15 protein-coding genes are annotated in these 19,436 nt (G+C 73.5%); 5 read left to right on the forward strand and 10 right to left on the reverse strand.

Annotation, left to right across the window (positions count from 1 at the left end):
- Positions 1-33 precede the first annotated feature (33 nt).
- Positions 34-381: a DUF6204 family protein gene (locus AB0E88_RS10770; protein WP_361627263.1), complete on the forward strand. Its 348-nt coding sequence runs from the start codon at positions 34-36 to the stop codon at positions 379-381.
- Here AB0E88_RS10770 and AB0E88_RS10775 read toward each other — a convergent pair.
- From AB0E88_RS10775 to AB0E88_RS10815, 9 genes are all read right to left on the reverse strand, one after another.
- Positions 353-904 (reverse strand): GNAT family protein, encoded by a 552-nt coding sequence (locus AB0E88_RS10775; RefSeq protein ID WP_361627266.1) that lies wholly within the window; start codon positions 902-904, stop codon positions 353-355. The genes AB0E88_RS10770 and AB0E88_RS10775 overlap by 29 nt on opposite strands.
- A gap of 86 nt (positions 905-990) precedes the next feature.
- The gene (locus AB0E88_RS10780) at positions 991-1,914 is read right to left on the reverse strand and encodes an LD-carboxypeptidase (RefSeq protein WP_361627269.1); all 924 of its coding nucleotides are present in this window, start codon (positions 1,912-1,914) and stop codon (positions 991-993) included.
- Positions 1,911-3,842, reverse strand: coding sequence for an LpqB family beta-propeller domain-containing protein (locus tag AB0E88_RS10785; RefSeq protein ID WP_361627272.1), 1,932 nt, complete (start codon positions 3,840-3,842; stop codon positions 1,911-1,913). The genes AB0E88_RS10780 and AB0E88_RS10785 overlap by 4 nt, the downstream gene beginning before the upstream one ends.
- Positions 3,843-3,854: 12 nt before the next feature.
- Positions 3,855-5,159, reverse strand: coding sequence for a M20/M25/M40 family metallo-hydrolase (locus AB0E88_RS10790; protein WP_361627275.1), 1,305 nt, complete (start codon positions 5,157-5,159; stop codon positions 3,855-3,857).
- Entirely contained in the window at positions 5,152-5,985 is an 834-nt protein-coding gene (locus tag AB0E88_RS10795; RefSeq protein WP_361627278.1) for a M55 family metallopeptidase, read from the reverse strand. The genes AB0E88_RS10790 and AB0E88_RS10795 overlap by 8 nt, the downstream gene beginning before the upstream one ends.
- 304 nt (positions 5,986-6,289) lie before the next feature.
- Complete coding sequence (locus AB0E88_RS10800) at positions 6,290-7,015, reverse strand: class I SAM-dependent methyltransferase (protein ID WP_361627281.1); 726 nt, start codon at positions 7,013-7,015, stop codon at positions 6,290-6,292.
- A gap of 99 nt (positions 7,016-7,114) precedes the next feature.
- On the reverse strand, positions 7,115-9,565 hold the full coding sequence (locus AB0E88_RS10805; RefSeq protein WP_361627284.1) for a SpoIIE family protein phosphatase: 2,451 nt from the start codon (positions 9,563-9,565) through the stop codon (positions 7,115-7,117).
- Positions 9,566-9,725: 160 nt separating this feature from the next.
- Positions 9,726-12,140 (reverse strand): MFS transporter, encoded by a 2,415-nt coding sequence (locus tag AB0E88_RS10810; protein ID WP_361627287.1) that lies wholly within the window; start codon positions 12,138-12,140, stop codon positions 9,726-9,728.
- A 178-nt stretch (positions 12,141-12,318) separates the two neighbouring features.
- Positions 12,319-12,762, reverse strand: coding sequence for an SRPBCC family protein (locus AB0E88_RS10815; RefSeq protein ID WP_361627290.1), 444 nt, complete (start codon positions 12,760-12,762; stop codon positions 12,319-12,321).
- Positions 12,763-12,963: 201 nt separating this feature from the next.
- On the opposite strand from AB0E88_RS10815, the gene AB0E88_RS10820 reads away from it, so the two are divergent.
- The 3 genes from AB0E88_RS10820 (at position 12,964) to AB0E88_RS10830 (ending at position 16,181) form a co-directional block, all read left to right on the forward strand.
- Positions 12,964-14,007: an Rv2578c family radical SAM protein gene (locus AB0E88_RS10820; protein WP_361627293.1), complete on the forward strand. Its 1,044-nt coding sequence runs from the start codon at positions 12,964-12,966 to the stop codon at positions 14,005-14,007.
- Between the two features lie 136 nt (positions 14,008-14,143).
- A complete protein-coding gene (locus AB0E88_RS10825; RefSeq protein ID WP_361627296.1) occupies positions 14,144-15,712 on the forward strand; it encodes an alpha/beta hydrolase in 1,569 nt (522 codons plus the stop codon).
- A gap of 70 nt (positions 15,713-15,782) precedes the next feature.
- Complete coding sequence (locus AB0E88_RS10830; protein WP_361627299.1) at positions 15,783-16,181, forward strand: RidA family protein; 399 nt, start codon at positions 15,783-15,785, stop codon at positions 16,179-16,181.
- A gap of 423 nt (positions 16,182-16,604) precedes the next feature.
- Here AB0E88_RS10830 and AB0E88_RS10835 read toward each other — a convergent pair whose 3' ends face one another.
- Positions 16,605-17,177 carry an adenylosuccinate lyase gene (locus AB0E88_RS10835; protein WP_361627302.1) on the reverse strand — a complete coding sequence of 191 codons (573 nt, stop codon included), beginning with the start codon at positions 17,175-17,177 and terminating at the stop codon, positions 16,605-16,607.
- A 405-nt stretch (positions 17,178-17,582) separates the two neighbouring features.
- Between AB0E88_RS10835 and AB0E88_RS10840 the strand changes: the two genes are divergently transcribed.
- Positions 17,583-19,388, forward strand: a complete 1,806-nt coding sequence (locus tag AB0E88_RS10840) for a 3-hydroxyacyl-CoA dehydrogenase family protein (protein WP_361627305.1) — start codon at positions 17,583-17,585, stop codon at positions 19,386-19,388.
- Positions 19,389-19,436 lie beyond the last annotated feature (48 nt).

Genomic DNA, 19,436 nt, shown 5'->3' on the forward strand with positions numbered 1-19,436 from the left:
TCGACCGCGGTCACGAAGGAGTACGAGCGTTACATGAGTGAGCAGCACACCTACCGGGTGATCGTCCGGGGCACCTGGGACGGGCTGAGCGACGCGGCCCGGGAGCGGCTGCTCGCCGAGGCCGCCGATCACGGGCTGGCGAGCATGCGGTTCACCGAGGAGGGCACGCTGAGCTACGAGCCGCGGCCGCTGAAGCACTTCTCGATGCGGTTCGTGGTGGTGTCGGACGCCGGGGACGGCGAGGAGATGGCCGCGGCGATCGCGGAGGACCGTGCGGCGACCGTGCTGCGCTCTCACGGGTACGGTTTCGGCGAGCTGAAGTCGACGGTCACCGACCTCGACACCATGAAGATCAACTACAAGCCCGCATCTCGGCGGTGATCGCCCAGCGCTCGTGATCGCGCCACGCCCCGTCGATGAAGAGCATCTTCGGTGAGAACCCCTCGAGCCGGAAGCCGCAGGCGCGGGCGAGGCCGATGGAGGCGGCGTTGCCCGGCTGGACGTTGATCTCCAGCCGGTGCAGCCGCATCGGGCCGAAGGCGTGGCCGACGACGAGGCCGAGGCCCTCCTTCATCAGCCCGCGTCCGGCCGCGTGGGCGAAGGCGCCGTAGCCGAGGGCTCCGCTGAGGAAGGCGCCCTCGACGATGTTGTTGATGTTGATGAAGCCGGCGATGTCCCCGCCGTCCTTCTCGCAGACCAGGAACCCCGCTTTGGCCGGGTCCTCGATCAGCCGGGACGCGTACGCGGTGTAGGCGTCGGCGCTGTCCGGCGGGAACAGCCACGGGTGGTGCAGGTCCTTGCTCTGCCGGGCCCGTGCGGCGAACTCGGGGCCGTCGTCGTAGGCGAAGTGGCGTATGCCCACGCGAGGCCCCTCGGCGAGCCAGCGGGATGCGGTGTGCGGCATTCGAACACTGTACGACGCGACCGGCACCCGTGCGCGTCGTCGCCAGGGTGCCCGGCAGCGGCACCCCCGGGTCGGCGCGGCCCCGGTCAGCTGAGCGCCGGCTCGTCCAGGGTCAACGTGCCCGCGGCCGTGTCGAGTTCCGCCGGGACACCGAACGGGATCGTGAGCGCTCCCGGCCCGTGCCCGAACCCGAACTCCTCGGCGACGGGCACGCCGAGCCCGCCGAGCCGGTCCGTGAGCAACGCCCGCACCCGCTCGTAGGGGCCGCACCGCTCCCACGAGCCGAGCAGCACTGCGCGCACGCCGTCCAGCCAGCCGGAGCGCAGGAGTTGGGTGAGGCAGCGGTCCAGCCGGTAGGGCTCCTCTCCGACGTCCTCCAGGCACAGCAGCCCGCCCCGCGCGGACGGCCGGGCGTGCGGGGTGCCCAGTTCGGCGGCGAGCAAGGACAGGCAACCGCCCAGCAGCACGCCCCGCGCCCGCCCGGCCACCAGGGCGGCGCCGCCGGAGGTGATCGTGCGGGCCGTTTCCGGGGCGAACAGGGTGGCCCGGAGGTGCTCCTGGGCGCGGGCGTTCTTGACGAAGTCGATCCCGGCGGCCATCGGACCGTGCAGGGTGACCAGGCCGAGCCGGGTCGCGAACGCCTCGTGCAGCGCCGTGATGTCGCTGAAGCCGACGAACACCTTCGGCCCGGCGGCCGCCATCGCGTCCCAGTCGAGCAGGTCGGCGATGCGCTGAGCCCCGTAGCCGCCCCGCGCGCACAGCACGGCGTCGACGGCCGGATCGCACCAGGCGGCCTGGAGGTCGGCGGCCCGGTCGGCGTCGGTCCCGGCGAGGTAGTCGAAGTCGCCGTGCCGGTCGAGCACATGGGGTGCGACGACCGGGTCCAGGTCCCAGCCGCGCAGCACGTCGAGCCCGGCCTGCAACCGCTCCTCCGGCACGGGCCCGCTCGGGGCCACGACGGCCACGCGGGCGCCGGGGGTGAGGCGGCGGGGCCGCAGCAGCGGCTTCACTTGGCCAGCTCCAGCCGCGGCACATCGGCCACCGCCAGCCCGAACACCTGGGCGTACAGGGACAGTTCCGCCTCCAGGGCGTGGACCATGGTCTCGGCCCGCCGGAAGCCGTGGCCCTCCCCTTCGAACGCGATGTAGGCGTGCGGCAGCCGCCGGCCCTCGATGCGGGCGAGGAAGCGTTCGCACTGCTCGGGCGGGCAGATCACGTCGTCGAGCCCTTGGAGCAGCAGGAAGGGCACGGTGATCCGGTCGGCGTGGGTCAGCGGCGAACGCTCGGCGTAGCGTTCCGGGCTGAACGGCCCGATCAGGGAGTCGAGGTAGCGGGACTCGAAGTCGTGGGTGCCGCCGCAGGCCCAGCCGACGAGGTCGAGCACCGGGTAGATGATCGTGCCGCAGGCGTAGACGTCCGTCGTGGCCAGGGAGGCGGCCGCGGTCCAGCCGCCGGCGCTGCCGCCCCGGATCGCCAGCCGGGCCCGGTCGGCGGTGCCCTCGTCGGCGAGGGCCAGCGCGACGGCCGCGCAGTCCTCGACGTCGACCACGCCCCACTGTCCCCGCAGCCGCTCGCGGTAGGCGCGCCCGTACCCGGTGGAGCCGCCGTAGTTGACCTCGGCCACGCCGATGCCGCGGGAGGTGAAGTAGGCGATCTCCAGGTCCAGCACGAGCGGGGACCGGCCGGTGGGGCCGCCGTGCGCCCACACGACGTACGGCGGCAGTTCACCGTCGGGTGCCGCGCAGTGCGGGTGGCGGGGCGGGTACACGTGGGCGTGGATCTCGCGTCCACCGGGGCCGGTGAAGGTCCGCGCCCGCGGCTCGGGGCAGTAGGCGGGGTCGACGGCGTCCTGATGGGCGGCGCCGACCACCCGGGCCCGCCCGGTGCAGGTGTCCAGCTCGACGACCTCGCCTCCGGTCCGCGGGCTCGCGCCGACGGCGAGGACCCGGTCGCCGTGCGCGGCGAGGGTGGCGGCGTACTCGGTCCACGGGCCGACGGCGTCGGCCAGCTCGCCGGTCTCGGGGTCGAGTATGCCGAGAACGGCGGGCCCGCGCCCGTGCAGTACGGCGATGAGTCCGCTGTCCAGCGGCGAGAACCAGCGCTGCCCGAGCTTCCACAGCGGCCCGCCGAACTCCTCCTCGCGTGGGCACAGCGGCTCGCCGTCACGGTAGAGGTTCCACCAGCCGGTGCGGTCGCTCGCGTACAGCAGCCGTCCGTCCGCCGACCAGTCGGCCTGCGCGACGGACTCCTCCGCACCGCCCGCGACGACCCGCGGCTCGCCGAAGGTGCCGTCCGCGCCGACGTCGGCGACCAGCAGCTCGGTGCCGTCCCACGGCATCCGTGGATGGTCCCAGGCCAGCCAAGCCACCTTCCGCCCGTCCGGCGCGAGCCGCGGCCCCGTGACGAACCGGTGCCGTTCGCCGGTGAGTTCGCGCACCGCGCCCCGGTCCTCGGCGGCCGACCCGTCCAGCGGTACGGCGGCCAGGACGCGCCGTACGTCGGTGGGCGCCGGGCCGGTGGACTCCTCCAGCACGCACCACACCTCACCGCGGTCGGGCAGGATCTGCGGCTCGGCCCAGCGCGGGCCCTGCGGGGTGAGCGGGCGCGGCTCGCCGCCGCCTTCGTACACGTACAGCCGCTGGTCGGCGAAGTGCGTGAACACCACGAGCGGCCGGCCCTGGAGCAGCACGCCGGCCCAGGGCCGTCCGCCGTACTCGATGACCCGGCTGCGCACGTTCCACGGCGCGGGCAGCACCGGCTCCGTGCGGCCGTCGGCGTGCCGCCGCACCAGGGCGCGGCGGCCGCCCTCGGCGGGGCGCGGCTCGGTCCACCAGGCCTCGTCGCCGACGAAGCCGACGTACTCGGGGAACCCGTCATGGGATGCGGCGAGCGCCGCGTCGACCGGCGACGGCCACGAGCCGTACGGCAGGATCTGCACGGTGGGTCCCTCCTAGGCGGTGCGCAGGAAACGGTCGAGGACGCGGACGCCGAAGTGCAGGGCCTCGACGGGCACGCGCTCGTCGACGCCGTGGAAGAGGGCCTGGTAGTCGAAGCCCTCGGGCAGCTTCAGCGGGGCGAAGCCGTAGCCGGTGATGTCGAGCCGGGAGAACTGCTTGGCGTCGGTGCCGCCGGACATGCAGTACGGCACCACGTGCCCCTCCGGCGCGAACTCCTCGACGGCGGCCCGCATCCTGGCGTACGTCGGCGAGTCCACCGGTGCCTGGAGCGCGACCTCGCGGTGGTGGAACTCCCAGTCGACGTCCGGGCCGGTGAGGTCGTCGAGGGTCGCGCGGAACTCCTCCTCGTGGCCCGCGAGGTAGCGTCCGTCGACGTGGGCGACGGCCTCGCCGGGGATGACGTTGACCTTGTAACCGGCGTCCAGCATGGTCGGGTTGGCGCTGTTGCGGATCGTGGCCTCGACCAGCTGGGCGGCCGGGCCGAGCTTGCCCAGCAGCGCGTCCACGTCGTCCAGGTCGGGCTCGACGCCGTACAGCGCGGCGAGTTCGGTGAGCGCGGCCCGTACGGTGGGGGTCAGCCGCGTGGGCCAGCTGTGCTCGCCGATGCGGGTGACGGCGGCGGCGAGCCGGGTCACCGCGTTCTCCCGGTTGACCTTGGAGCCGTGTCCGGCCCGGCCGCGCGCGGTGAGCTTCAGCCAGCCCGTGCCGCGCTCGCCGGCCGCGATGGGGTAGATCTGCCGCCCGGAGCCGTCGTGGAAGGTGAAGGCGCCGGACTCGCTGACGCCCTCGGTGCAGCCCTCGAACAGGTGCGGGTGGCGGTCGGCGAGGAAGCCGGAGCCGTCCTCGGCGCTGGCCTCCTCGTCGGCGGTGAACGCGACGACGATGTCCCGCCGGGGCCGGAAGCCCTCGCGCGCCCAGGCCCGCAGCACCGCGAGGATCATCGCGTCCATGTTCTTCATGTCGACGGCCCCGCGCCCCCAGACGACGCCGTCGCGCACCTCCCCGGAGAAGGGGTGCACGCTCCAGTCCCGCGCCTCGGCCGGTACGACGTCGAGGTGGCCGTGGACCAGCAGCGCCTCGGCGGACGGGTCGGTGCCCTCGATACGGGTGACGACGTTGGTGCGGCCGGGCGTGCGCTCCAGCAGCACGGGTTCGCAACCGGCGCCGGCGAGCCGTTCGGCGGCGTACTCGGCGGCGGGCCTCTCCCGGCAGTCGCCGCCGCCCCGGTTGGTGGTGTCGATGCGGATGAGACCGGAGGTGAAGTCGACGACCTCGTCCAGGGCCTGCTGGTCAGCCATACTGTTCCTCCACTGCGGCCGAGGCGATGGTGGTGACCGCCTTGAACGTACGGATCCCCTCGTACATGGTGTCGCTGGTGTACGCGACCTTCCGCTCCCCGATCCGGCCGACGCCCGGCACGACGGTCGCGGCCATGGCCAGGTGCTCGGCGTCGAACTCGACGGCGACGGTGAACGGACCCGACAGCGAAGGCGGCTGACGGACCGCCAGCCGTGCGGCCTCCTTGGCGGCGGCGCGGATGTCGGCGGCGGTACGGGCCGGGGTGCGGCACACGGCGGCGTACCGCGACACGTGGTCCTTGACGGCGACCTTCAGCGCCTCGGGCGCGTAGCCGAGGGCGTCCTCGCAGGCGACGTCGTCGCCGGTCACGAGGATCACGGGGACGCCGTACTCGGCGACGACGTGCGCGTTCAGCAGTCCCTCGCTGGCCCGTACGTCGTTCAGCCAGACGCCGGTGACCTGGTTGGCGAGGTAGGTGTGGGCGAGGACGCCCTCCATGCCGGCGCCCGCGTGGTAGCCGACGAACGCGATGCCGTCGACGTCGCCGTGCTGCACCCCCTCGACCATCGACAGGTCCTTGTGCCGCCCCGTGAGCATCTGCGCCCGCTCGTCCAGCCGCTCCAGCAGCAGGTTGCGCATGGTCCAGTGGGCCTCGTTGACGACGACCTCGTCGGCGCCGCCGTCGAAGAAGCCCCGCACGGCGGCGTCGACGTCGGAGGTGAACATCGCCCGGCACCGCTCCCACTGAGGCGTCCCCGGCAGCACGTCGGCCGGCCAGGTGACCCCCGTGGCCCCCTCCATGTCGGCACTGATGAGGATCTTCATGCTCCGCCACGTTACGCGCCGCCCGCCCCACCGGCCAGGCTCCGCCGCCGATGTCCCGGTACGCGTCGAGTGGCCCGCCGGACACGACCGCTTCACCGTCGACCCGGTGACCCTCCGGACCCGGGACACCCCCCGGCGCCAGGCCGTGCCGCCGGTCCTCCCGGGCGGGGACCGGACACCGGAGGGGTGCCGGAAACCCGGGCCACCCGGGGCGGCGGCAGGGCTCTTCCGCGCGGTCACCGGCCTGACACACCGCGACGCGGGCAGGTGACCGGCACGGGGCCGTCCCGCCCCCGGAGCCGGGTCACGCGGGCGTGCGGGCCAGCACGAACCAGTGCGCGGGCAGCTCCAGCAGGCTGCCGTCGGGCAGGTACTCGGTCTGCGCCAGCGCCGTGTCGCCCTCGGCGAGTATCTCCAGGCCGGCCGCGCCGAGCAGCTGCCGGATCTCGTCGTCGGGCGCGTCGGCCGGCTTGAGACCGTGCTCGAAGACCCGGCGCAGCTTGGGCCCCGGGCCGCCCGGCCCCTGCGCGGCCCGCCGCAGCACCTCCCGGGAGCCGGAGGTCAGCTCCACGACGAAGGCCCGGCCGCGTTCGCCCGTCAGCTCGGCCACGGCAGCCGCGACCGCGGGCCGTGCCGCCGGCTCGCTCTGGTGGATGACCGCCCGCATGTAGACGTTGGTGTCGCCGAGCCGTGCGTGCAGCGCGCGCACGGCGTCCGCGTCGGTCAGGTCGAGCTGCTGGAACTCCACTCCGTCGCCCTCCCCGCCGCGCCGTGCGTGCTCGACGGCCGCGTGTGACAGGTCGACGCCGACGGCCCGCGCGAACCGGGTCGCGAGATAGCGGGTCTGGGTGCCGTTGCCGCAGCCGAGGTCGACGATCGGCAGGTCCGCGTCGGCGTGGGGCAGGAGCAGCTCGGTGTGCGGCACGGCGGTCAGCTCCACCCCCGCGTCCCAGATCGCCTCACCCGGCTCGTCGGAGGTCTTCTCCCAGTAACTCTCCCAGGCGCTGCGGTAGTTGTCCGAGATGTTCATGCGTGCTCCCCAGGTCGGCGTCGTGATCGACATATCGCGACGCGCGAGGGCACGGCAAGGGGTCGGGAGCAGGCTTTCACCCGGTGTTCGACGAGAGGGTCAGGACGTCAACGACTGTTCGAACCACACCGTCTTGCCGTTGCCCTGCACACTGGCGCCCCACTCCCGTGCCAGCCGGCTGACCACCCGCAGTCCGCGCCCGTACTCCTCCTCGGGCCGGGAGGCGAGCAGGGCGGGCAGCTCGGCCCCCTCGTCGGTGACCTCGACGAGCAGCGCGTCCGCGAGCACGAGCCGCAACCCGATGCGCCGTCCCCCGGCGTGGCGTACGGCGTTGGTGACGACCTCGCTGACGAGCAGCTGTGCCGTCTCCACCGCGTCGGCCAGGTCCCAGCGCAGCAACTGCTCGCGGACCAGCCGGCGGGCGCGGCCCACCTCGCGCGGGTCGTGGTCGAGCGGCCACTCCGCGATGTGGCCGGCCGGGATGCCGTTGAGCCGGGCCAGCAGGAGCGCCACGTCGTCCTTGCGTTCGCCGTGGGTGTTGAGCGCCCGGATGATGGTGTCGCAGGCGTCGTCCATGGAGGCCGCGGGGTGGGCGGCGGACTCGCACAGCGCGGCCAGCCCGTCCCCGATGTCCGCGCCGCGCACCTCGACGAGCCCGTCGGTGCACAGCACGAGCCGGTCGCCGGGCGCCACCCGGACCACGGCGGTCTCGAAGGGGACCCCGCCGATGCCGATGGGCGCGCCGGTCGGCAGGTCGAGCAGCTCGCTGCGGCCGTCCTCGGCGCGCACCAGCACCGGCGGGATGTGTCCGGCGTTGGAGATCCGCAGCTCGCCGTGGATCGGGTCGTACACCGCGTACAGGCAGGTGGCGAGGTAGGTCTCGCCGAGCCGCCGGGCCAGGTCGTCGAGGTGGCGCAGCAGCTGCGCGGGCGGCACCTCCATGGCGGCCATGGTCTGCACGGCGGTCCGCAACTGGCCCATCATCGCGGCCGAGTTCAGGCCGTGGCCCATGACGTCGCCGACGACGAGGGCGGTGCGGGCGCCGGGCAGTTTGATGGTGTCGAACCAGTCGCCGCCGACCCGTCCGAGGCGGGTGCCGGGCAGGTAGCGGGTGGCGGTGTCGCAGCCCGCCATGCGCGGGGCGACCTGGGGCAGCATGCTGTCCTGGAGGGTCTCGGCGACGTTCTCCTGGTAGGTGTACATGCGGGCGTTGTCGAGCACCAGGCCTGCGCGGGCGGCGAGTTCGGCGCCGGTGGTGCGGTCCATGTCGTCGAAGGCGGCGCGGTCGGGGCGGCGCATGAGCACCATGAAGCCGAGGACGACGTTGCGCGCCTTGAGCGGCACGATCAGCAGGGAGCGGCCGGTGATCAGCGGCCGCAGGTCGCGCTTTTCGAACTCGCCGGAGATCCGCTCGCTCAGCTCCGGGTTCACGCGCTCGATGAGGACCGGTTCGCCCGTGACCATGCACCGGTAGAAGGGCGTGTGTTCGGGGAAGGCGAAGGTCTCGCCGACCGGGACGGTGTCGTCCCAGCGGCCCGGTGCGTCGTTGTGCTCGACCCAGACACGGTGCATCACGGTCTGCGCGTCCGGCGGCCCGTCCGGGAAGTCCTCGCCGGCCAGGACGGCCGCGCGCAGATGGGTACCGGCGAAGTCCGCGAAGCGGGGCACCGCGGCGCTGGTGACCTCGCGGATGGTCGCGCCGAGGTCGAGGGAGGAGCCGATGCCCCGGCTGACCTCGTTGAGGAACTCCAGCCGCTCGCGGACCGCCGCGTACTCCAGCTCCGACTCCGTGCCTGCCGCCGCGGCGGCAGGCAGCACCGCCGGGGTCCGCGCGGCGGTGGCCGCCGCGCCCCGGTCGGCGCGGCGCGGCACACCCCAGTCCGGGGTGACGGGCACCCGGTCGAACTGGCTGAACTCCAGCACGGGGTAGCCCAGTTCCAGCACCTGCGAGATGATCCGGGCGCTGCGGCCGGGGCCCATGTTGGGCAGGATCTCGGGGAGCCGGCGGGCGAGGCCCTCGGCGTCGGGCAGTTCGGTGTGGCGGGCGAAGCCGGGCGAGATCCGCTCGATCAGCTCGTCGTCGTAGCCGCGCTCGGCGTGCAGCCGGGCCGCGTCCGCGGCGAGCACCAGCAGCCGCGCCGAGTCGGGGCCGACCAGCGGGTAGGCCCACCACAGCACGTCGAGACGGTCGCCCTGACGGGGGTGGGCGACGCGTGCCCGGCCCGCCGCCGGGTAGGCCGTGCGGCCGCCGAGTGAGGCGCCCAGGCCGGGTCCGAGGCCGTCGTACACGTCGTAGGCGTCCAGCGTCGGCCCGTCGTCCGGGTCCTCGGGCAGCGCGCCGGAGACCGGCAGCAGATCGACGGCCGCGCGGCCGACGGCGTCCTCGCGTGCGGTGCCGAACAGCCGCCGCGCGCCGGTGCTCCAGTGGGACACCAGGCCGTCCCGGTCGACGACGACCACGGCGAGCGGGATCCGCCCGGCGTCCGCCCGCGCACTCCCGCCGCCTGGTGCGCGGCCGAAGTGCACGTCCGTTTCGGTGCCATGGTCCATGACCCGGGCCCCTTCTCCCCCTCGACGTCACGTGGGTTCCCCGTGAGTGCCGCGCACTCAAGATCTGCGCCGCTCTCCCACGGTACGGTGACCGCGCACCGCGGTGTGCGGCAAACACGGGATTTCCCGCGGCCGGATGCGCCGGCCCTCACCCGTCGGCTCAGTCCTCGTGGCCGAGTTGCAGGTCCCGTTCGGTGCGGCCGCCGCCGGCCACCTGCAGCACGGTGGCGACGGGCGGGTAGCCGGCGGCGATGACGGTGTACTCGCCGGACGACAGGTCGACGAAGCGGAACGTCCCGTCCGCGCCGGTGGTGAGGGTGTCGACGACGTTGCCGGCCGCGTCGAGCAGGGTCACGCGCGCGTCCTCCACCGCCCGTCCTCCGCTCGCCCGCACGGTGCCGCGCAGCACGGCGCCGCCCGCGAGTTCGATGTCCTGCCGGGTCTCGCGGGAGGCCTGCACGGTGACCGGGAGGGCGGCGGGGCGGTAGGCGGGGGCGCTGGCGGCGAGGGTGTACTCGCCGGCGACGAGCTCGCTGATGACGTAGCCGCCCTCGCGGCCGCTGCGGGTGGTGGCGACGACCTCGCCGTGCACGTTGGTGAGGGTGACGGTGGCGTCGCGCACCGGCGTGCCGTCGGCGGTGACCACGCTGCCCGCGAGGCGTCCGGCGCCGCCGAGGACGACGTCCAGTTCGACGGGCCGCTCGCCGACGGTCACCGAGACGGCCTGCGGCTGGTGGCCGCCCGCGGCGGCGATCAGGACGTACGCCCCCGAGCCGGGCGTGGCCAGCGCGTACCGCCCGTCCTCGCCGCTGGCGCCCCGGCCGATCTGCTGCCCGGCGACGTCGATGAGGGTGAGCGCGGCGCGGGGCACGACGGTGCCGTCGGGGTGCTGCACGGTGCCGCAGACGGGGATGCCCGCGGTGTGGGGGGCGCGGGCCTGGGGGACGCTCGCGTGCAGGGGTGCGCTCTCCGTCTCGGGGGCGGGGGCGTTGTGGGACTCTGCGGTGTTCAACAGGGGGGTCTCCTTGAGGAAGAAGGCGATGAGCAGGCCGAGGACGAGCACCGGCACCAGGTAGAGGAAGATGCGCGGCATGGCGTCGGCGTAGGCCTGGATGTAGGCGTCGCGCAGGGCGGGCGGCAGCCGGTGGACGAGCTGCGGGGTGAGGGACTCGGCGTCGGGCAGGGCTGCGCCCGCGTGTGCCGGGAGGCGGTCCGCGAGGGCGTCGGTGAGGCGGTCGGCGAAGAGGGTGCCGAAGATCGCGGCGCCCACGCTGCCGCCGATCTGCCGGAAGTAGTTGTTGGCGCTGGTGGCGGTGCCGAGGTCGCCGGGGCGCACGGAGTTCTGCACGGCGAGGACGAGGACGGGCATCACCAGGCCGATGCCGGCGCCGAGGACGGCCATCCAGATGCTGTAGTGCAGCCGGGGGGTGTCCACCTCGAGCCGGGACAGCAGCCACATGCCGAGCGCGGAGACGGCGCCGCCGAGCACCGGGTAGAGCTTGTAGCGGCCGGTGTGGCTGATGAGCTGGCCGGAGATGACTGAGGCGCCGACGATGCCGCCCATCATGGGCAGCATCAGCAGTCCGGACTCGGTGGCGGAGGCCCCGTCGACCATCTGCAGGAAGGTCGGCAGATAGCTGGCGGCGCCGAAGAGGGCGACGCCGATCACCAGGCCGACGAGCGCGGAGACGTTGAAGACGGAGTCGCGGAACAGCCGCAGGGGGATCAGGGGCTCGGCGGCACGGTGCTCGGTGAGCAGGAACAGCGCGCCGGCGACGAGCGCGCCGGCGCCGAGGCCGGCGATGACCCGCGAGCCCCAGGCGTACTCGGTGCCGCCCCAGCTGGTGAGCAGCACCAGGCAGGTGGAGGCGGCGGCGAGCAGCAGGGTGCCGAGGACGTCGAAGCGGGGGCGGGTGGCGGGCTTCGGCAGTTTCAGGACGACGGTGACGACGGCGAGGGTGACCAGTCCGAAGGGGACGTTGATGTAGAAGCACCAGCGCCAGGAGAGGTGGTCGGTGAAGTAGCCGCCGAGCAGGGGTCCGGCGACGGAGGCGAGGCCGAAGGCGGCGCCGATCAGGCCCATGAACCGCCCGCGCTGCCGCGGCGGCACGATGTCCGCGATGATGGCCTGGACGCCGATCATGAGGCCGCCCGCGCCGACGCCCTGCACGGCCCGGAAGGCGATCAGCTGGTCCATGCTCTGCGCCCGGCCGGCGAGCGCGGAGCCGATGACGAAGACGACGATCGCGAACTGGAAGACGCTCTTGCGGCCGAGCAGGTCGCCGAGCTTGCCGTAGACGGGCAGTCCGACCGTGGAGGTGAGCAGATAGGCGGTGATCGCCCAGGACATCCGCTCCAGGCCGTGCAGCTCGCCGACGATCTTCGGCAGGGCGGTGGCGACGATCATCTGCTCGAGCGCGGCGAGCAGCAGCGCGAGCATCAGGCCGAGGAAGACGAGGCGCACCCGGCGGGGGCTGAGCCCGGCCGGATCGCGGGGTTCGGGCGCGGGAGGTCCGGGCGGCGCCGCGACCGGCGCTTCCCGCAGCTCCTCCTGCGTCAGGGTGATCCCGCCCACGTGCCGCTCCCCTCGTCGCGCCTGCCACGCAATTCCCGCGTAAGGCGACAACTACGGGCAGGCGCGACGAGTTACGGCGAATCGGCGCGTCGAACGGAGATCCACTCGAACCGGTGACGGAGTCAAGGCCCCTTCACCGGGGGCGACTTGTCACGCTCCGGACATCAACGGCCGGGCCTCACTTCTCGACCTCGGCGGCGAGCCTGGCGAGCATCGCGTCGTAGATCCGGGCGAGCCCCTTGGGCGCGAAGGTCTTCTCGAAGAAGCCGCCGATGCCGCCGGCGCCCTTCCAGGTGGTGGTCACCTGCACCCGGGACCTGCCCTCCCCGGCCGGGGTGACGGTCCAGGTGGTGACCATGGAGGAGTTGCGGTCCTTCTCCACCAGCTGCCCGTCGGTGGGCTCGGTGACCTCCAGGAGGCAGTCGCGGACGCGCTTGCTGGTGGCCTGGAGCTTCCAGTGGACGAGGGTGCCCTCGCCGTCGCCGCCCTCGCGCACCTCGTACTCGCTGAAGTGCTCGGGCAGCAGCTTCTCGCGCGCGCCGCTGTAGTCGGCGAGGGTGTCGAACACCTTCTCCGGGTCCGCCGCGACGACTCGCTCGGTAGTGGCCTCGACCTGCGCCATCGGATCCCTCCAGGACCTCGTGCTCTCGGGTTGGGGCAAAGCCAACCACCCCGCCGGGCGGGCGCGCGAATCGGGGTGCCGGAAGTGATCGATCGGGGGTCTTCGGATGACCGGAGATGACGTTCGCACGATCAAGGGAACAAGTGTTCTATTCTGTGGCCGGAGGCACCGGGCCTTCGCCAGAGCTACCGAGGAGGCGTCATGCGCTGGGAGAACCTCACCGTGGACTCCGGCGAGCACGGCCGGGCCGAGGACAGCGCCCTGTTCGGGGCGGACGCGGTGGTCCGCCGCACGATCGACACGCCGGAGTTCCGCGGGATCACGTTCCACGAGATCCGGGCCCGCTCGATCATCAATCGCGTCCCGGGCGCCTCCCGCATGCCCTTCGAGTGGACGGTGAACCCCTACCGGGGGTGCTCGCACGCGTGCGTGTACTGCTTCGCCAGGAAGACGCACAGCTACCTGGACCTGGACACCGGCATCGGCTTCGACACCCAGATCGTGGTCAAGGTGAACGCGCCGGAGCTGCTGCGCCACCAGCTGGCCTCACCGCGCTGGCAGGGCGAGCACATCGCGATGGGCACGAACGTCGACTGCTACCAGCGCGCCGAGGGCCGCTACCGGCTGATGCCGGGCATCATCGGCGCCCTGCGCGACCGGGCGAACCCCTTCTCGATCCTCACCAAGGGCACGCTGATCCTGCGCGACCTGGAGCTGCTGAAGCAGGCGGCCGCGGTCACCGACGTCGGCATCTCCGTCTCGGTCGGCTTCACCGACGGTGAGCTGTGGCGCACGGTGGAGCCGGGCACCCCCGCCCCGGAGCGCCGCCTGGACGTCGTGCGCACCCTGGCCGAGCACGGCATCGGGTGCGGGGTGCTGATGGCACCGGTGATCCCGTTCCTCGGCGACCGGCCCGAGCAGCTGCGGGCGACCGTGCGGGCCATCGCGGAGGCCGGGGCGACCTCGGTGACACCGCTGACGCTGCACCTGCGGCCCGGGGCACGGGAGTGGTTCATGGCGTGGCTGGGGCAGCACCACCCGTACCTGGTGCCGCGCTACGAGCGGCTGTACGCCACGGGCGCCTACGCGCCGAAGTGGTACCAGCGCCGGATCACCCGTCAGGTGCACGAGCTGGCCCAGGAGTACGGCATCGGTCCGGCCGGCCCGGGCCTGCCCCGCCGGATCACGCCCGCACAGGCCTCCGGCACCCCGGCGTCCGAGCCGACCCAACTGTCGCTGATCTGAGAGCGTTCGAGGGCATCCGGCGGCCCATCCGGGTCAAGTATCGCCGGAACACGTTCTTCGGGGGTCCGTTGCCGGGACGATGCGGCGTGGACCGTGAATCTCGCGGTCCGCCACCCTCCGTCCTGGGAGGACCCCCATGAGCAAACGCGCAGCCGCGCTGTGCGGCGCCGCCGCCGTGCTGGCCGGAGCCCTCACGGCGGCGCCCGCGCAGGCCCACGCCGCGCACGGCGCACCCGCCGCCTCTCTCACCTGGAAGAAGTGCGGCACCACCGACTACCCGACGCTCCAGTGCGCGTCCCTGACGGTGCCGCTGGACCACACGGACCCGGACGGGCGGCGGATCACCCTGGCGCTCTCCCGCGTCCCGCACACCGCCCGTGCCTACCAGGGCCCGCTGCTGGTCAACCCCGGCGGTCCCGGGGGCAGCGGGCTCAGCCTGGCCGGGTTCGTCGCCTCCTCGCTGCCCAAGGCGGTGGCGGCGCAGTACGACGTCATCGGCTTCGACCCCCGCGGCGTCGGCAAGTCCCGCCCCGCCCTCGACTGCGCGCCCGGCCACTTCAAGCCGGTGCGGCCCGACTCGGTGCCGTCGACCGGGGCCCTGGAGCAGGCGAACCTGCGCCGCGCCACGTCCTTCGCCGCGGCCTGCGCCAGGAAGTACGCGGACCTGCTGCCCCACATGGACACGGTCAGCGCCGTGCGGGACATGGACGCCATCCGCGCGGCGGTCGGCGCGCCGAAGCTCAACTACTTCGGCTACTCCTACGGCACCTACCTCGGCGCCGTCTACGCCCGGCTGTTCCCCGAGCGGGTGCGCCGCCTGGTGCTGGACTCGATCGTCGACCCCACGGGTGTGTGGTACGACGACAACCTGACGCAGGACCAGGCCTTCAACGACCGCCACCGCGCGCTGATGTCGTGGATCGCGAAGTACGACGCCACCTACCACCTGGGCACCGACCCGGAGAAGGTGGAGGCGAAGTGGTACGCGATGCGGGCGGCCCTCGCCGGGAAACCGGCCCAGGGGAAGGTGGGCGCCTCCGAACTGGAGGACACCTTCATCCCCGGCGGCTACTACAACGGCTACTGGCCCTACCTCGCCGAGGCATTCTCGGCGTACGTCACGAAGCACGACACCGCTCCGCTGGTCGAGGCGTACGACAACTTCGGTGCGGTGAGCGCCTCCGGTGACAACGGCTACAGCGTCTACACCGCGGTGCAGTGCCGGGACGCCTCCTGGCCGCGCGACTGGCGGCAGTGGCGCAAGGACAACTGGGCGGTGTACGAGAAGGCTCCGTTCATGACGTGGAACAACGCCTGGTACAACGCGCCGTGCGCGTTCTGGCCGACGTCCGCGCAGCGGCCGGTGCACGTCGCCAACGCGAGCCTGCCGCCGGCGCTGCTGTTCCAGGCCACGAACGACGCGGCGACCCCGTACGCGGGCGGTGCGACCGTGCACCGGCTGCTGAGCCGTTCCAGCCTGGTCGTCGAGCAGGGTGGCGGCAACCACGGCATCACCCTGAGCGGCAACAGCTGCCTGGACCGGTATCTGTCGGCGTACCTGGCCGACGGCACGGTGCCGCGCGGGCGCGGGCCGGTCGACGCGGTGTGCGCGACGCTGCCCGACCCGAAGCCGCTCGGCACCAAGGAGGCGTCCAGCGGCTCGCGGGGCTCGGCGCTGCACGGTCTGCTCGGCTTCCGCAGCTGAGCCCGGCCGTCCGGCCTTTGACGTCCCGTCGGGGGCGGTCGTTGTCAGACCCGTGCTCCATGATGGGCGCATGAGTGAGCTGACGAGGATCACCGCCCCCGGCGGAGTCGCGCCCGCGACGCAGTACAGCCATGTCGTGATCGGCACGGGCCGCCTGGTCGCCGTCTCCGGGCAGCTGCCTCTGGCCGAGGACGGCAGCGTGGTCGGCGACGGTGACGCCGCCGCGCAGGCCCGCCAGGTCTTCGCCAACCTCCGCCGCTGCCTGGCCGCGGCCGGGGCCACCTTCGACGACGTCGTGAAACTGACCTACTTCGTCACGGACATGGCCCACATGCCGGCGATCCGCGTGGCCCGCGCGGCACACATACCGGACGACCGTCTCCCGGCGTCCTCGGCCGTCCAGGTCGCGGCGCTGGTACGCCCGGAGTTCCTGATGGAGATCGAGGCCCTGGCGGTCACCCCGGCCTGACGGCGACCGGCGGTCACTCCCGCTCGACGCCAGGGGCGTCTCCCTCCACGGGCACCGGTCCGACCCCGGCACGACGGGCCGCCGGCCCCGGATGCCCCGGCACCACGGACCGCCGGAGCCGAACCCCCGGCACGACGGGCGCCGTGGCCGAACAGGCATGCCGGACGTCGGGACCGAGCAGGCATGCCGGACGCCGGGGCCGGTAGGCATAAAGACGCCGACGCCGACGGCTGCACGACGGCGGACGGAGCCGTCCCCGCCCGTCCCCGGCCCGCACGGCTGCCGGGGACGGACACCCCCGGGGCGAAGGCCGACGGGGCTGACCCGGCGGACGGTGGCCCGAGGTGGCCCCTGCGAAAGGGCCTCCGGGAGGGCCGCCGGCACGACGGGGGCCGGCGGTCGCCTACGCAGGCGCGGCCAAGGTCATCGCTGCTTCGGGATGCGGGCCAGCGCGTGGACCGCCGCCTCGGCGAGGGCCGGGTGGGCCAAAGCCTCGGTCAGGACCTCCCGGGCGCGGGCGTCGGCGAGGGCGCCGAGGCCCTCCACGCAGGCGAGGGCCACCCTGCGGTAGGGGTCGTGCGGGCTGAGGCGGCGGCGCAGTGTGGTGATCAGGGCCGGCACGGACTCCGGGGCGTCCAGCGCGACCAGCAGGCGGACCGGGTGCAGGGCGTAGGCCACGCGCAGTTCGTTGGTGGCGAGGGCGGCCGCCGCGCGGGCGGTGCGCGGGTCGCCGAGGCGGGCCAGGGCGTGCGCGGCGGACGCGCAGCGCTCGGCGTCACGGTGGTTGAGCAGCAGGACGAGGGCCTCGAAGGCGCGCCGGTCGCCCGCGCGGCCCAGCCGGAAGGCGGCCAGCTCGCGGGCCCACAGCGGCTCCGCGGGCGCGGTCAGTACCCGGGCCAGCGCATCGGCTTCCGCGGTGAGCAGCCGCTCGAAGTCCGGCCCGCCTCCCGACTCCCGCCGTAAGCGCTCCGTGAGCGCTCGCAACTCTTCGTCCATGTCTGAGAGGGTAGGACGCCCGTGGCGTCGGGGGACGTACATCACAAAGTCCGGGGGCTGGCGCGCTCGTTACCCGCCGGTTAAGCTCAAGCGAGCGAGTTACCCACTCGCACCCCCCTGTGGCGGTTTGGTGACGCAGCCCCACGGGAGCAGTCGGTTCGGTACTTCACGTACCGCAGTGCGACCCGGCCTCGGGACAGGGCCGGTCGGTTCTTCGCCGTTCCGCGGGCGTGTGCACGCCCGCCCCGCCCTCGGGTCCGCCCGAGCGGGGCACCCGGCGACGGCACCGGGCGTGTGCGCTCAGCAGCCCGGACATCACACCCGCACTCCTGCACGCACCCGGTGCGCCCCCTCGGCGCACCCGGGCGCACTCCTCGTCGTCACCCTCATTCCTGGAGTCCCGCGATGGCCACTCCCCTGTCCCCCAGCTCACCCTCCGCCCTGCGAAAGATCGCCGTCGTCGGTCTCGGCACCATGGGCACCGGCATCACCGAGGTCCTGCTCCGTGCCGGCCGCGAGGTGACCGGCATCGACATCAGCGAGGCGCAGGCGGCGAGTTGCCTCGCCGCCCTGGAGGCCTCCACCGCCCGCGCGGTCGAGCGCGGCCGGCTGACCGAGCAGGAGCGGGCCGACGCCCTCGCCCGGGTCCGCACCAGCACCGAGCTGTCCGCCGCGGCCGACGCCGACCTCGTCATCGAGGTGGCGCCGGAGTCGTACGAGATCAAGCAGCAGATCTTCCGTGAGCTGGACGGGATCGTGCGTCCCGAGACGATCCTCGCGACCGGGACCAACGCCCTGTCCGTGACCCGGCTGGCCGCCGACTCGGCCCGCCCGGAGCGGGTGCTGGGCCTGCACTTCTTCAACCCGGCGCCGGCCATGAAGCTCGTCGAGGTCGTCTCCTGTGTGCTGACCGCTCCGCAGGCCGTCGGCGCGGTCACCGACCTGGCGCTGGAGCTGGGCAAGGAGCCGGTCGCGGTCGGTGACCGTCCCGGGTTCGTGGCGGACGGGCTGCTGTTCGGCTACCTCAACCAGGCGGCCGCGATGTACGAGGCGAAGTACGCCTCCCGGGAGGACATCGACGCGGCGATGCGGCTCGGCTGCGGCCTGCCGATGGGCCCGCTCGCGCTGCTCGACCTGATCGGCGTCGACACCGCGCGTACGGTCCTGGAGGCCATGTACGCCGAGTCCCGGGACCGGCTGCACGCCCCCGCGCCGATCCTCAAGCAGCTCAGCGAGGCGGGTCTGACCGGCCGCAAGGCGGGCCGCGGCTTCTACACCTACGAGTCCCCCGGCAGCGCCACCGTCGTGCGCGACGCCCTGACCCCGCTGGAGGGCGGCTCCCTCACCCCCGGCCGCCCGGTGCGCTCGGTCGGCGTCGCGGGCTCCGGCACCATGGCCTCCGGCATCGCCGAGGTCTTCGCCAAGGCCGGTTACGAGGTCGTGCTCGCCGCTCGCAGCGAGGAGAAGGCGCAGACGGCGAAGGCCCGCATCGGCAAGTCGCTGGCACGCTCGGTCGACAAGGGCCGGATGACCGCCGAGGCAGCGGCCCAGACCCTGGAGCGGATCACCCCGGCGGGCTCCTACGACGCGTTCGCCGACGTCGACCTGGCCGTCGAGGCCGTGGCGGAGGACCTGGAGGTCAAGCGGCAGCTGTTCGCGGCGCTGGACAAGGTCTGCAAGCCGGGCGCGGTCCTCGCGACGACGACGTCCTCGCTGCCGGTCGTCGCCTGCGCCCGTGCCACCTCGCGCCCGCAGGACGTGATCGGCATGCACTTCTTCAACCCGGCGCCGGCGATGAAGCTCGTCGAGGTCGTCCGCACGGTGCTCACCGCGGACGAGGTGCACGCGACCGTCCGCGAGGTGTGCGCCAAGATCAGGAAGCACGCCGTGGACTGCGGCGACCGGGCCGGGTTCATCGTCAACGCGCTGCTGTTCCCGTACCTGAACAACGCGATCAAGATGGTCCAGGAGCACTACGCCTCGCTCGACGACATCGACGCGGCGATGAAGCTGGGCGGCGGCTACCCGATGGGGCCCTTCGAGCTGCTGGACGTCGTCGGCCTGGACGTCTCGCTGGCCATCGAGAAGGTGCTGCACCGCGAGTTCCGCGACCCGGGCCTCGCGCCCGCGCCGCTCCTGGAGCACCTGGTGGCCGCGGGCTGCCTCGGCCGCAAGACGGGCCGCGGCTTCCGCGAATATGCCCGCCGCTGAGCACTCCGGCGAGTGGTCCGGGACGGTTCCGGACCGCGCGGACTGGGG

Origin of the sequence: Streptomyces sp. NPDC028635, from assembly GCF_040637635.1 — a bacterium.
Classification (GTDB): domain Bacteria; phylum Actinomycetota; class Actinomycetes; order Streptomycetales; family Streptomycetaceae; genus Streptomyces.